At 45.8% G+C, this 13,261-nt stretch carries 13 protein-coding genes; 3 read left to right on the top strand and 10 right to left on the bottom strand.

The window, feature by feature from the left end; all coding sequences use genetic code 11:
• Nucleotides 1–34 precede the first annotated feature (34 nt).
• The 10 genes from GJQ68_RS23645 to cysS all read right to left on the bottom strand — a co-directional run bounded on the left by GJQ68_RS23645 (nt 35) and on the right by cysS (nt 8,252).
• On the bottom strand, nt 35–190 hold the full coding sequence (locus GJQ68_RS23645) for a DUF3368 domain-containing protein (protein WP_394351277.1): 156 nt from the start codon (nt 188–190) through the stop codon (nt 35–37).
• Nucleotides 191–294: 104 nt separating this feature from the next.
• Entirely contained in the window at nt 295–507 is a 213-nt protein-coding gene (locus GJQ68_RS23170) for a hypothetical protein (protein ID WP_202927878.1), read from the bottom strand.
• Nucleotides 508–509: 2 nt separating this feature from the next.
• Nucleotides 510–770 carry a UPF0175 family protein gene (locus GJQ68_RS05115; RefSeq protein WP_162416243.1) on the bottom strand — a complete coding sequence of 87 codons (261 nt, stop codon included), beginning with the start codon at nt 768–770 and terminating at the stop codon, nt 510–512.
• Between the two features lie 327 nt (nt 771–1,097).
• Nucleotides 1,098–2,549 (bottom strand): sialate O-acetylesterase, encoded by a 1,452-nt coding sequence (locus GJQ68_RS05110; RefSeq protein WP_162416242.1) that lies wholly within the window; start codon nt 2,547–2,549, stop codon nt 1,098–1,100.
• A 352-nt stretch (nt 2,550–2,901) separates the two neighbouring features.
• Entirely contained in the window at nt 2,902–3,339 is a 438-nt protein-coding gene (locus tag GJQ68_RS05105) for a PH domain-containing protein (RefSeq protein WP_162416241.1), read from the bottom strand.
• Nucleotides 3,340–3,439: 100 nt separating this feature from the next.
• On the bottom strand, nt 3,440–3,850 hold the full coding sequence (locus tag GJQ68_RS05100) for a type II toxin-antitoxin system VapC family toxin (RefSeq protein WP_162416240.1): 411 nt from the start codon (nt 3,848–3,850) through the stop codon (nt 3,440–3,442).
• Between the two features lie 56 nt (nt 3,851–3,906).
• The gene (locus GJQ68_RS05095) at nt 3,907–4,137 is read right to left on the bottom strand and encodes a hypothetical protein (protein ID WP_162416239.1); all 231 of its coding nucleotides are present in this window, start codon (nt 4,135–4,137) and stop codon (nt 3,907–3,909) included.
• A gap of 469 nt (nt 4,138–4,606) precedes the next feature.
• A complete protein-coding gene (gene galK, locus GJQ68_RS05090; protein WP_162416238.1) occupies nt 4,607–5,761 on the bottom strand; it encodes a galactokinase in 1,155 nt (384 codons plus the stop codon).
• Nucleotides 5,762–5,785: 24 nt separating this feature from the next.
• Complete coding sequence (locus GJQ68_RS05085; protein WP_162416237.1) at nt 5,786–6,769, bottom strand: M28 family peptidase; 984 nt, start codon at nt 6,767–6,769, stop codon at nt 5,786–5,788.
• Complete coding sequence (cysS, locus tag GJQ68_RS05080; RefSeq protein WP_162416236.1) at nt 6,759–8,252, bottom strand: cysteine--tRNA ligase; 1,494 nt, start codon at nt 8,250–8,252, stop codon at nt 6,759–6,761. The genes GJQ68_RS05085 and cysS overlap by 11 nt, the downstream gene beginning before the upstream one ends.
• A gap of 157 nt (nt 8,253–8,409) precedes the next feature.
• On the opposite strand from cysS, the gene GJQ68_RS05075 reads away from it, so the two are divergent.
• The 3 genes from GJQ68_RS05075 (at nt 8,410) to infB (ending at nt 13,189) form a co-directional block, all read left to right on the top strand.
• On the top strand, nt 8,410–8,880 hold the full coding sequence (locus GJQ68_RS05075; RefSeq protein ID WP_162416235.1) for a ribosome maturation factor RimP: 471 nt from the start codon (nt 8,410–8,412) through the stop codon (nt 8,878–8,880).
• Nucleotides 8,881–8,885: 5 nt separating this feature from the next.
• The gene (gene nusA, locus GJQ68_RS05070) at nt 8,886–10,130 is read left to right on the top strand and encodes a transcription termination factor NusA (RefSeq protein ID WP_162416234.1); all 1,245 of its coding nucleotides are present in this window, start codon (nt 8,886–8,888) and stop codon (nt 10,128–10,130) included.
• A gap of 71 nt (nt 10,131–10,201) precedes the next feature.
• A complete protein-coding gene (gene infB / locus GJQ68_RS05065) occupies nt 10,202–13,189 on the top strand; it encodes a translation initiation factor IF-2 (protein ID WP_162416233.1) in 2,988 nt (995 codons plus the stop codon).
• Nucleotides 13,190–13,261: the final 72 nt, after the last annotated feature.

Here is a 13,261-nt window from a genome sequence, read left to right as displayed (position 1 = left end):
CAATTGTTATGCCCCGTGTTCTATTTCTTTTTCATTATATTTTTTTCAAAATAGTATTCAATAAATTAACCGAGTAATACCGACCATTTTTTAAAAACAGCTCGAAAATTGGCCTTAATTCGCTTACGATCCCTTTTTCTTTAGCAGTCGAAAGGACACCAATTGTACCAACACAATTTATCCCAAACATCTCAGCGATACTTCGCGCTTTTTTATCATCTATCAGAAGAAAATCGGCATTGAGTTCTTTATACAAAATTACGGATTCGGATTCACCATAGTCCATTACAAATGTTAGCTCATTGAACCCTGATATTTTTTGACCCTGTGTTTGAAAAAATCATTCATCTTCCTAAAATAATTTTTTGTTTTATCTCGCGTGATTTCTTCCCATACAGCCGGGGGTATATATACTTCCTCAAACATTTCGTCTAAAATTTCAAGCTTATCAATAATAGAAAGAGAGAATATTGGCCCTGAATCTGAAATAACCAATCCGCTCTTCATTGTTATTTCAGTTTTTCAATATCTCCAAATACATCGTCAATCTCCAGGGAAGAAATGGAAATTTCATTCTCAGACAGGAGCGTTTCAAACTGAAACCGGGACAATCCTGCTATTTGGGCAGCCTTGCCAATCGTCACCTTTTTCTGGATGTAGAGCTGGACAGCTAACGAAATTTTTATTCGTTTCTTAAGTTCTACTTCTGACTCGTTGAGCGTCAATAGAATGTCTGAGGGCAGGTCGATATTAATAGTTTGTAGTGTCATCAGCTAGTTTTTATCTAATATAACTCTTTTAAGCAAGGGTTGAGTTCCTCATTATTTAATCATGAAAAACCTGCTCTTCCGGCAGGCGGGAAAGCAAAGCTGATCGAAACAGCCTTTACTAATGTAGTAGGATTCAGGTGATTTTACGAGAAGTTTTGCCAATAAAACACTGTGGCAGGAACAGGCGAGCGCAACTTGAGCAATTATTCCCACCGCCTGGTAGCTGCCGTGGAAAAAATAAAATTTTGGTGAAAAAGTTGTGTCCGGGGATCAAATGCTTTGCTTTTGGAACTCCCCGGACACTATTTGGACTAAGATCTTTCGACTTTATTTTTTGCCGTAAGTAATCCCCTGCCAGTCGTCCGTTCGGAACGGATCAGCAGGAAGTCCTTCCTTATTATACAGGTTGAGATCATCGGGATTGTCTGCCCAGCCGTATCTCACCGCAACCGGCTGCGCTATATCTCCGGTTTCCAAAACGATCTGGTTTCCGTCCTGATATCCTTTTACCCAATGAAATTCTTTATTAGCTCCTGCTACTGCAAAGCCCTTTACATAGCCGTATTTATCCTTTACCATCAGTCCGGAACCCACCTGATCAAAACTGATCCGGATCTGATTTTCCTGAACTTCCATCGATTTAAAGGTGGGGCCGCTGTAGACCACATCCATTCCGTAGGCTACTTTTTTTGCGGCACGGGCCAGTCGTTCGCCTACTGTCCATTTATCCCTGGGGTGGATGTCATCGGCTTCCCCTTTATCAATGATCACCGCCTGGGCGGTATTGGGAAGGGAGAGGGTCATGCTTTGGGCTTCCCGTAATTCGGCCCAGTCGCTATCACCCGGTTCTTCTTTTGGCTGCCTGAAATTGGCCAATTGTACCCAGATAAAGGGAAAATCACCCTGTCCCCACTGCTTTCTCCAATCCTGGATCATCAGGGGAAAGATCTCCCGGTATTGATAGGCCCTTCCGGCATTGGATTCCCCCTGGTACCAAAGGGCTCCTTTGATGGCAAACGGTATCACCGGCTCCAGCATGCCATAGTAAAGGCTGGTCGGCCAGTTGTTCGGCCTCCGGACCTCCGGATCGGAAAAATCGGTAGGCCCCTCTACCTGATTGGTGGCGATCCGTTGGCTGAAATCTGCGTGCGTAGCCAGTGCCTCTGCACTGGTCCATGCCTCGGAAACCGTACCACCCCAATTGATGTCCAACAGTCCTATCGGCACATCCAGGTCCGCCTGAATTCTTCGGGCAAAATAGTAACCGATGGCGGAGAAATTTTCAACGGAAGCCGGTGTACAAACCGACCACTTGGCTTCGGCTACATCTTCCAGAGGCTGCAGGCTCAGGTCCCTTCCTACCTCAAACAAGCGGATATTGGGATAATCGGCCACTTTGATACTGTCTTCCCCGTTGTTGGTGTTTTTCAAGGCCCATTCCATATTGGATTGCCCTCCCAGCACCCACACATCCCCCATCATGACGTTTTCATAGACAAGGGTTTCTTTCGAGGTGTTAACCGTTAAGGTATAGGGCCCCCCTTTTGGAAAAGCATCCAGCTTAAGTTCCCAGTTACCTTCCCGATCGGCTCTGACCCGATATTCCTTGTCCTGAAAGGTGACAATCACACGCTGTCGCGGATCTGCCATTCCCCATACGGGGATTTCCTGGCCTCTTTGCAACACCATGTGATCCGCAAAAACCCGCGGTAATTTCAGCTCCGCCTGTACCTGAAACATCCACAGGCATAGGGCGATAAGCATCCCAATTTTTTTCATTGTTATCTGAGTTTAGTTTAATTGAAAAAAGATTTGATAATATACGATTTTTGACCCAAAATCCAGAAATGCCCCTGTTTTTAACTTTTTGGGTTTTTCAAAAATGGACTGAAATACCGTGTTTCGGGTAGAGTGTTGCTAGTCGAACCCGATATTTTTAATTGTTTAACGAAACCCAAACCCAGGTCAGGTCATATTTACGAACATACACCCTTATAAAGCTCTGTTTTTAATTTTCTGATGCAACAGAAAGCATCGAATAAAATATTGAATCAAGGACTTAAAAGCGGTACCGGAGGCTAAGTTCGACGTACGCTGAGCGGAGCCGAAGCCTTAACATCATTGTAGTGGTCTAATTGATGGTAGTATCTTTTCTTTTTTCAACCTCCTTAATAAAATCATCAGGTCTGTTAGGTGAGATATTCAACTCTGCTCCATTTTTAAGTTTTATCGACAGTACGTCTTTTGAAAGTCCAAATATAAAATGTCCGAATTCCTGTGATTTAATTTCTTGTATATCGTCAATTTTAATTGTCCTCCAGCGTAAAAGAGCAATGCGAGCAGTCAATGTTCTGTTATTAATCGTGTACCAAGTAAAATTCCAGGCAAGAAGAAAAAATATCCAAAATCCAACGGATCCTATTATTAATGGTGTCGCATTTGAAATTACTGGATTAAAACTGACACCAATTAAATTCAAAATTGTCAGGGTAGAGATTAACAATGGTGGTCCGAGGAGAAGAGTCTTCCCCAACCAATCTTTTTTCGTATCAAACTTGATTTTGTTCATTTTAAATTAATGGCTTCGGTTGGTTTATGCACTGTGTGCCTATATTGCGCATACGGCATACACATAGCCGCATATACATCTTGTGGTTAGAATTTCACGATCAAAGATCGTCCATCGTCTTTACGTTGATTTCCGCTATTTTTTTTAGATTCTTATCATTCGTCAGGAATACAGAGCAGTTCTCCTTTATCGATAGTCCTATCTGCAGCGCATCCATTCCTTTCAAAAACTGGTATTTCGCCCGCATCTGGAAGGCCATTTGACCAGCTTCTTTATCTACCTCAAGCATTCTAATGTTCAATCTGGAGAGTAATTCATCAAACTTTTGGATCACTTCTTGGCGATTTTCCCGCTCTGGCTTGACTCCGAACTCCATATAGGTCACCACACTTGTAACAAGGGTATGTCCTTTAACGATCGCTTCCGTTATCGCTTTTTTGATCTTTTCGGCAAACCCGGGATTGTTTTCCATCAGATAGATGAAGGGTGCTGTATCAACAAAGATCTTCATTAGGTTTTTTTATAATCGGGATAAGCTGAGAAACCTGGCAGTTTCCCTCTTTTAAATTAGTCCTTTTCCTCCTCTTTTCTTAGTTCATTTACGTAACCCTGGGCATCTGCCTGCCAGACACCCTGGCCTATTCCCATGTACTCATCGAGAATGGCTTCCACTTTTTTCTGTTGATCGATGCGCTGAATCACTTCCCTTAGCAAAAGCTCCAGTTCTTCCTGGTTTAGGTGGCTGATTTCATTAATGATGGTCTGAAAACGGGTCATAGCCTTGTTATTTCTTCTCAATTTATTGATTTTTTGGTTAACATGCTACTAGGCCTGCTCGTTCCTTCCATACACTGTTTCGGTTTTCTGGCTGGCCCACAACGATCAGCCGAAGTGCACGCTATTTACCTTCCATCGGTCACGAAAACTAACTATTATTCTTTAATGTAAAAACAAATAGGGCCGTACCGGCAAAAAACACCAGGTGTCGGGTAGTATTTTACGAACAAGATCTGACTTACTTAACCGCTTATAAACGACTAAAAACGCCGTCACCCAGGGTATAAATGCTTCCCAGGCCAGTCTGCCAATACTCTTTGTTCGCCTTTTACACCACTGAGCTCATTCCGCGCAGAGCAGAAAAGGTGAGCATCGATCGTGATAATGGCCCCTCCCTGGCAGGTAAATGTTAGTTTTTCATTCAATAAATGCTCCTTAGTGGGCTTCCATTACCAAGGGATGGTCAAAAAACCGAATATAAGCCTAGGCCTTAAAGCTCAACTATTCCCGTCCCATCCGCAACATTGACCTCATAGGTTTCCATTTGCAGGCCGAATTGCTCCTGGTAAGCCCTTGTAATGGAGGCGATAAATTCCTTTGTAGCAGATTTCTTTAGGAGATTTAAGGTACACCCTCCGAATCCGCCCCCCATCATCCTGGCACCTAGCACATAGGGCAAGTCTCGGGTAAAGTCAACTAAAAAGTCAAGTTCCGGACAACTGACTTCATACGCTTCAGAGAGTCCCTTATGAGAGCCGTAAAGCAGGTGGCCAACCGCTTCCAGGTCATCCTCAGCAAGGGCATCGCAGGTAGTTATCACGCGTTCGTTCTCCCGGATCACATAAGCGCACCGCTGGTAAACCAGGGGAGCCATTTCCCCTTTTGCCTTTTCCAGCATTTGAGGAGTCACATCCCGGAGGCTTTTCACTTCAGGAAACTGCTGCTTTACCTGGTTGACACCCTCCTGACATTCTTCCCTTCTTTTATTATAGGCTGATTCCGCCAAGGTATGGGCTACTTTGGTGTTACAAAGGAGCAATTGAAAATCTCCGAGTTCCAGCGGGAAGTAGGAATGCTCCAGCGAACGACAATCAAGTCTAATCACTTGATCCTTTCTACCCATCATAGACGCAAACATATCCATGATGCCACAATGGAGACCTGCAAAGGCATGCTCCGCCTGTTGCGAATACCGGACCAGATCCAGCTTCTCGATGCGCAACTCAAATAACTCCGACAAGCCCATGCCCACGCCATTTTCCAGGGCGGCAGAGGAAGACAAGCCCGCACCAATGGGAATATCACCTCCAAAAACACAATCAAAGCCTTCCAGTTTATGTCCTGCCTGTAGCAGTTGCGCTGCCACTCCCATGACAAAGTTGATCCAGCCCTTACGGGGTTTTAATTCATTCAGGGAGAAGGTTTCCGCCTCTTCGAAATCCAGGGAATACACCCGGCAAGTCCCGGTAGCATTTTTGGCGAAACCCAGGTAGATGTATTTGTCGATGGCTGCCGGTAACACGTAGCCTTCATTATAATCGGTGTGTTCGCCGATCAGATTGATCCTTCCGGGAGAGCGAACCAGCAGGGGCTCTGATTGATACTTTTCCAGAAAAGTGCTGCGAATCTGTTTGAGCTGGGACATAAAATGGATGTTTTGGGCTAAAAATTAATCTTCTTGGTATAGGGTAAATAAAACCGTTTCCCCGACGACCGATAGGGTCTTTCTATCGATCAGGTCCATGTTGTCCTCGTGGGTATGATGGTAATGGCCAAAACCATAATCCGGACTGTATTCGATGATATTAATCATGGGGATATTGGCATCCTTATTGACGAATAGGTGGTCGTCTGTGATGGCTTCCGTCCGCCTCATAAGAAAGAAATTACCATGTCCCAGCCGGTGCGCGTAATCCCAAACCTTATCCACCAGATTTTTAGCATACTGCATGGAGTACCCTTCCTTGTGGAACCGGGCGTTCTTGCCGCCCACCATATCCAGCAAAATCCCGTAGTAGGCAGTATACCCCCGTGAATGGGGGTTTTTGGACCAGTGCTGCGACCCCAAACACCACCAGACCTGGCTGCCATCCCTGAAGTTTTGGTGTTCCGGTTCGCCATCGTCTTCCCCGTCAAAAAACACCACATCTATCCCTACATCTGGTTTCAGGCTGTCGGTATGTAACACACGGGCTATTTCCAGCAGGACCCCTACGCCGCTGCCCCCGTCGTTGGCTCCGTCTATGGGTTGATCGATACGCTCGGTATCCTTATCGGCAATTCTGCGGGTATCCCAGTGGGCTGCCAACAAAATCCGTTTGCTCGCCTCCGGACGAAAACTTCCAATAATATTGGTCAGCTCCAACTCTTTGCCGTCATAGGCCGTGGCCGTGAATTCCTGTTCGGTAACCGAAAAACCGTATCCTTCCAACGTTTGCACCAACCAATCTCCCGTTTCCCGGTGGGCCGGAGTATTGGGCACCCGGGGACCAAAGTCCACCTGCTTTTGAATAAAGGCATATGCCGAGTCCGCGTTGAAGGAAGGATACGGCTTGGCGGTAAATTCTTCCTCGGCTTTTTCTTCCGATATTCGCTGTTCGCCACAGGACCAGAGGACCCATCCCAAAAGCAATATCCAGGTACTATTCTTCATATCCCCAATCTATTTTATCTTTCATATCCTTAATGATCAGACCGGCATCTTTTAATCCCGCCCGGATCCGATCTACTTTTTGGTAATCTCTGGCGGTTTTGGCGCGGCTGTACAAGTCCAGTATGACCTGTAACAGTTGCTCCTGATGGTCCCCCTTTTCTTCCTTAAGGCCCAAAATTTCGGAAATAAAGGTGCCATAGGTCTGAATCAATTCATTAAACGCTTCTTCACCCAACTGAGCGGGATGCAGTTGTCCGGTGTACAAACTATTGATTTTTTTCAAGAGGTTGAACAGGTGTCCGATTGCCTGTGCGGTATTGAAATCATCATCCATAGCGGCAAAGGCAGCATCAATGTTTTGCCGAACCTGGCCGACCTGTTTTTCATCTATGAAAACATCGCCATCTTCTCTATACACCAGACCATTTGCGACTCGGAACCCATTAATAAGCTTTTTGTAGCCCTTTTGGGCTGATTGCAAGGCCTGATTGGAAAAATCCAGGGTGGAGCGGTAATGGGCGGTGAGAATAAAATACCGAACGGTCATGGGGCTGTAAGCCTGCTCCAGCCGGTCATGATCGCCATGGAACAATTGCTGCAGGGTAATGAAATTCCCCAGGGACTTACCCATTTTTTGCCCATTGATGGTGATCATATTGTTGTGCAGCCAATACTTGGCGGGATCGGTGTGGTGGCAGGCGTTTCCCTGGGCTATTTCACACTCGTGATGGGGAAACATCAAGTCCATTCCGCCACCATGAATATCAAATTGATTGCCCAGGTATTTGGAGCTCATGGCGGTACATTCCAGGTGCCAGCCCGGAAATCCCAGGCTCCAGGGAGCTTCCCATTTCATCAGGTGTTCGGGCGAGGCTTTCTTCCAAAGGGCAAAATCCAGGGGGTTTCTTTTTTCCGATTGGCCATCTAATTCCCTGCTACCACTCATCAGCTCTTCTACCACCCTTCCAGACAGTCGCCCGTATTTGGTGGTTTCATTGTATTTGAGCACGTCGAAATAAACACTGCCGTTCACTTCGTAAGCCAATCCTTCCTTAAGAATTTGCGCCACCAGCTGGATTTGTTCCGGGATGTGTCCCGTGGCGCGCGGTTCGATACTGGGCCGGAGGGTGTTTAGCAACTCCATGTCCCGATGATAGGATGTGGCGTATTGCTGGGCTACTTCCATAGGCTCCAGTTGTTCCAGTTTGGCCTTTTTAGCGATTTTATCCTCCCCTTCGTCGGCGTCGGCCTCCAGATGCCCCACATCCGTAATATTTCTTACGTACCTGACTTTATACCCCAAAAAAGAAAGGTAACGATACACCGCATCAAAGGTCACCGCTGCCCGGGCGTGTCCCAGATGGGCATCACCGTATACGGTCGGACCGCATACATACATCCCCACATGGGGAGGGCGAAGGGGCTCGAAAAGCTCTTTGTTTCTGGACAGGGTATTGTATATTTTTAACTTTTTTGAATGCATGGGGCAAATTTATCAAACTTTCAATACTTTTTTTAGGAAAATAATTTTATTACATTTGTGCTAGAATTCATTAGTGATCTTAGAGGGGACAAGCAGTCCCCTCTTTCATTATGAATCAATTTGGAGGGAAATCCTTGGGGCAAGTAAGCAAAAAGATATGAATTTGAGGCAAACGATAGAGGAAATAGTGGAAAAACACCTTCCGGATGCCAGCCATTTTGTGGTCGACATTCAAATCGTCGAAAAAGGCCCAAAAAAATCCCTTCACATATTGATTGATTCGGATCAAGGGGTCATCATTGATACCTGTGCCGCTGTCAGTCGGGCAGTAGGGGAAGAGATTGAGGCCAAAGAGCTAATGGACACCGCCTATGTTATGGAGGTATCATCTCCCGGCGTGGATTTTCCATTGAGTTCCAGAAGGCAATATCAAAAAAATGTGGGTCGCAGCCTGAAAGTTACTTTGGAAAATAACGACACCATTGAAGGAAAGTTGGCAGCAGTGGACCAGCGGGGTATCCGCATCTTGGTAAAGAAAAAAGCAAAAGGAAAGAAGGCGGTTGAAGAAAGTCTCGACCTGCCCTTTGAACAAATTAGGAAATCAATAGTAGTAGTCTCTTTCAAATAAAAACAATGGATGCTAAAGTTCTGATTGAATCATTTGCAGAGTTTGCAAGATCGAAAAATGTGGACCGACCAACAATGATCCGCATTCTTGAAGATGTATTTCGAGCAATGATTCGCAAAAAGTACGAAACAGATGAAAATTTTGACGTGATCATCAATGCTGATAAAGGGGATTTGGAGATCGTCCGAATCAGGGAGATTGTAGACGATAACTCGGAGGATATCTGGGATTACGATAAGATAAGCTTGTCAGAGGCAAAGAAAATTGAGCCCGATTTTGAATTGGGAGAAGAAGCCTACGAAAAAATCGAATTGGAAGATTTTGGCAGAAGAGCCGTGATGATGGCGCGACAGACATTGATCCAGCGCATCAAGGATTTGGAAAAGGATTTGCTTTTCAATCAGTACGAAGAGTTGGTAGGCGAAATCATCAATGCAGAGGTCTACCAGATTCTCGGAAGAGAGATCCTGCTGATGGATGGAGAAGGAAACGAACTGATCATGCCTAAGAGCGAACAAATCCCCAAAGACCGTTTCCGAAAGGGGGATACGGTAAGGGCGATTGTGCATAAGGTAGAAATGATCAATGGGAATCCACGAATCATTTTGTCCAGAACCTCTCCGATCTTTCTGGAGCGTCTTTTTGAAAACGAGGTGCCAGAAGTATACGATGGCCTGATCACTATCAAAAAGATCGTTCGGGAGCCTGGTGAAAGAGCAAAAGTTGCGGTAGAGTCGTATGATGACCGCATCGACCCGGTAGGTGCCTGTGTGGGCATGAAAGGAAGCAGGATTCACGCTGTGGTCCGCGAATTGCAAAATGAAAATATTGACGTTATCAATTATACGGAAAACCTGGACCTGTACGTATCCAGGGCCTTGAGTCCGGCAAAAGTATCTTCCCTTCAGGTCAGTGAAGAGGATAAAAGGATATCCGTTTACCTTAAACCGGATCAGGTATCCCTTGCGATCGGTAAAGGAGGCTTTAATATCCGCCTGGCCAGCCGTCTGGTCGGCTATGAGATCGATGTATTCAGGGAATTATCTGGTTACGAAGAGGAGGAAGATGTGGATTTGTCCGAATTTTCTGACGAAATTGAAAGTTGGGTCATAGCGGAACTGAAAAAAACAGGTTTGGATACCGCAAAAAGCGTATTAGCGCTGACCAAAGAAGACCTTTTGAGGAGAACCGAACTGGAAGAAGAAACGATTGATGATGTATTTAAAATATTAAAACAAGAATTTGAATAGCAAATAACGATAGATTATTCGTTATCCCCTTTATATTTGCATTAGAATAAAATACAGGAATAGGTATTAGTATGTCAGAAGAAAAAATGATGCGATTAGGCCAGGTAGCCAGAAAGCTCAACGTCGGTGTAGCGACCATCGTTGAGTCCATGGCGAAGAAGGGCTTTGAGGTAGAAGGAAACCCGAACTCTAAGATCAGCATGGAGCATTTCAATATGCTTGCCAAGGAGTTTAGGTCTTCTGCCCAGGAGAAGGAAGAGGCCTCCCATCTTTCCATTGGCAAAAGACACAATGAAAATTTTACGATCAAGGCGGAATCTGAGTCCGAACCGGAGAAGGAGATAAAAAAACCTGAACCTGAAAAGCCCGCTCCCAGTCCAAAGGAAGAAAAACCAGCTTCCGAAAAAGATACTGACAAAATTTCCACTGAAGCGCCCAAGCTTCAGGGCATAAAAGTGGTGGGGAAGATCGATTTGGAAGGGAAGCCTTCCAAACCGGAAGAACCCAAAAAGGAGGAAAAACCAAAAGCGGCGGAGCCAAAAGCACCGGAGCCGAAAGGACCGGAACCTAAAACGCCGGAACCTAAAGCAGCTGCTCCCGCTCCAGAACCTAAGGAAAGCAAAAAAGAGGAGAAAAAGGAAGAGAAGCCGAAAGAAGAAAAACCAGAAGCAACACCTCCTGAGAAAGAAAAACCGGAAGTCCCTGAGGCGAAACCCACCGAAGATAAACCGGTAGCACCAACACCTGAAGCAGCGGAGCAAAAACCTATTCCTGAGAAAGCTCCAGAAGAAAAAAAATCAGCAGAGCCCGAAAAGCCTGCCAAAGAAGAAGAAAAACCAGCCGAAACCTCTGAAAACAGGGTCATTTCTGCTAAAGCAGATTCCCTGAAAGGCTTGACCGTACTGGGAAAAATAGAACTTCCCAAAGACAAGTCGAAGAAGAAAACCAAGCCGGTAGCCTCTTCTGATGAGCGCAATAAAGAGAAGAAGAAGCGACCTAGAAAACGTATTGACAACCGCCCTGCAGCCGGTGCCGCAGGTGCCCGGCCTGCAGCTGGTGGCGCAGGAAAGGGGCCTGGACAAGGTGCCCGAAAAGGCAATAACAGGGGTCCTGCGGGAAGACCTGGCGCAAGAGGTGCCGGAAACGCTCGTTTCCAAAAAGAGGAACCGACACAAAAAGAAATTCAGGATCAGATCAAACAAACCCTCGCCAGGCTACAAGGCGGCGGTAGATCCGGAGGAAAAGGAAAAAACCGTAGGGATAAACGTTCGGATCGATCCAAAGAGGTTAGCGATGCTCCTGAGGAAAGCAAAGTATTAAAAGTAACCGAATTTATTTCTGCCAATGACCTGGCATCCCTGATGGATGTCTCCGTCAATGAGGTAATATCCGTCTGCATGGGACTGGGGATGTTCGTATCCATAAACCAGCGACTGGATGCAGAAGCCATCACGATTATTGCCGATGAATTCAACTACGATGTAGAATTCACCAAATCCGACGAAGAAGAAGCCGAAATTAAGGTGGAAGAGGATCCGGAAGAGATGATCGAAAGGGCCCCCATTGTGACCATCATGGGTCACGTAGATCATGGTAAAACCTCTTTGCTGGATTATATCAGAAGATCCAAGGTAACGCACGGCGAAGCCGGAGGAATCACCCAGCATATCGGGGCTTATGATGTGGAAACCACCGACGGACACAAAATCGCCTTTTTGGATACTCCCGGCCACGAAGCCTTTACCGCCATGCGAGCCAGGGGAGCTAAAATCACGGATGTGGCCATCATCGTTATCGCTGCGGATGACAATGTCATGCCACAGACCAAAGAAGCCATTAACCACGCACAAGTGGCTGGCGTACCGATGATCTTTGCCATTAACAAGGTGGACAAACCTAATTCCAACCCGGATAAGATCAGGGAGGAATTGGCTAATATGAACCTGTTGGTAGAAGACTGGGGTGGAAAATACCAATCCCAGGAAATATCTGCCAAGACAGGTGCCGGAATAGATGACTTGCTGGAAAAGGTACTGCTGGAATCCGAAATACTGGAACTCAAGGCCAATCCAAAGAAAAACGCCGTGGGAACGGTTGTGGAAGCTTCCCTGGACAAAGGAAGGGGTTACGTCTCCACCGTAATGGTCCAGGCAGGAACCCTTCGCATTGGAGATACCATCCTTGCAGGTCAACACTATGGCCGCGTAAAGGCCATGTTTGATCATCTGGGACAGAAAAAAGAGGAGGCAGGTCCTTCTACTCCGGTTCAGGTGCTCGGACTTGGTGGAGCCCCACAAGCAGGAGATGTATTCAAAGTCTACGATTCGGAAAGAGAAGCCCGGGAAATTGCCAACTCAAGAGAGCAAATTCAGCGGGAACAAAGCCTTCGAACCAAGAAGCACATCACCCTGGATGAAATTGGCAGGAGACTCGCCATTGGTAGCTTTAAAGAACTCAACATCATTATCAAAGGTGATGTGGATGGTTCGGTAGAAGCCCTGTCCGATTCCTTACTCAAATTGTCCAAGGAAGAAGTAAAAGTAAACATCATCCACCAGGGTGTGGGACAGATTTCCGAGTCCGATGTCTTGCTGGCTTCCGCTTCGGATGCCATTATCCTGGGATTCCAGGTAAGGCCATCAGCCAATGCCAAACGCCTGGCAGAACAGGAAGAAATCGAAATCAGACACTATTCCATCATCTACGATGCCATCAACCAGATCAAAGATGCCATTGAAGGAATGCTGGAGCCTGAGTTCGAAGAAGTTATTACCGGAAATATTGAAGTCCGCGAGGTGTTTAAGATTTCCAAAGTAGGTACCGTGGCAGGTAGTTACGTGACGGATGGCTACATTCACCGGAAAAATAAAATCCGGATTATCCGCGACGGTATCGTGATTCACGAAGGAGAAATCAGTGCCTTGAAACGCTTCAAGGACGATGTAAACGAAGTGAAAAACGGGTACGAATGTGGTGTTTCCATCAAAGGATTCAATGATATCGAGGTAGGAGATACCTTTGAAGGATATAAAATGGAAGAGATCAAACGGAAAAAATAATCCGCTTAAATTGATTCCAACAAATAAAGGCTGTCCCCTAAAAATGACAGCCTTTTTTTATTTTCAATAAAG

Source organism: Cyclobacterium roseum, assembly GCF_010119225.1.
Classification (GTDB): Bacteria; Bacteroidota; Bacteroidia; order Cytophagales; family Cyclobacteriaceae; genus Cyclobacterium; species Cyclobacterium roseum.
The sequence above is the reverse complement of the archived record's forward strand: the minus strand, read 5'-3'. Positions and strand labels throughout refer to the sequence as shown.

Excerpts from the sequence above, each read along its gene's own strand:
- GJQ68_RS05100 (WP_162416240.1), bottom strand. The coding sequence starts at position 3,850 with ATGAAGATCTTTGTTGATACAGCACCCTTCATCTATCTGATGGAAAAC.
- cysS (WP_162416236.1), bottom strand. The coding sequence starts at position 8,252 with ATGCATTCAAAAAAGTTAAAAATATACAATACCCTGTCCAGAAACAAA.
- GJQ68_RS05075 (WP_162416235.1), top strand. The coding sequence starts at position 8,410 with ATGAATTTGAGGCAAACGATAGAGGAAATAGTGGAAAAACACCTTCCG.
- GJQ68_RS05115 (WP_162416243.1), bottom strand. The coding sequence starts at position 770 with ATGACACTACAAACTATTAATATCGACCTGCCCTCAGACATTCTATTG.
- GJQ68_RS05110 (WP_162416242.1), bottom strand. The coding sequence starts at position 2,549 with ATGAAAAAAATTGGGATGCTTATCGCCCTATGCCTGTGGATGTTTCAG.
- galK (WP_162416238.1), bottom strand. The coding sequence starts at position 5,761 with ATGTCCCAGCTCAAACAGATTCGCAGCACTTTTCTGGAAAAGTATCAA.
- infB (WP_162416233.1), top strand. The coding sequence starts at position 10,202 with ATGTCAGAAGAAAAAATGATGCGATTAGGCCAGGTAGCCAGAAAGCTC.
- nusA (WP_162416234.1), top strand. The coding sequence starts at position 8,886 with ATGGATGCTAAAGTTCTGATTGAATCATTTGCAGAGTTTGCAAGATCG.
- GJQ68_RS23170 (WP_202927878.1), bottom strand. The coding sequence starts at position 507 with ATGAAGAGCGGATTGGTTATTTCAGATTCAGGGCCAATATTCTCTCTT.
- GJQ68_RS05085 (WP_162416237.1), bottom strand. The coding sequence starts at position 6,769 with ATGAAGAATAGTACCTGGATATTGCTTTTGGGATGGGTCCTCTGGTCC.
- GJQ68_RS23645 (WP_394351277.1), bottom strand. The coding sequence starts at position 190 with ATGTTTGGGATAAATTGTGTTGGTACAATTGGTGTCCTTTCGACTGCT.
- GJQ68_RS05105 (WP_162416241.1), bottom strand. The coding sequence starts at position 3,339 with ATGAACAAAATCAAGTTTGATACGAAAAAAGATTGGTTGGGGAAGACT.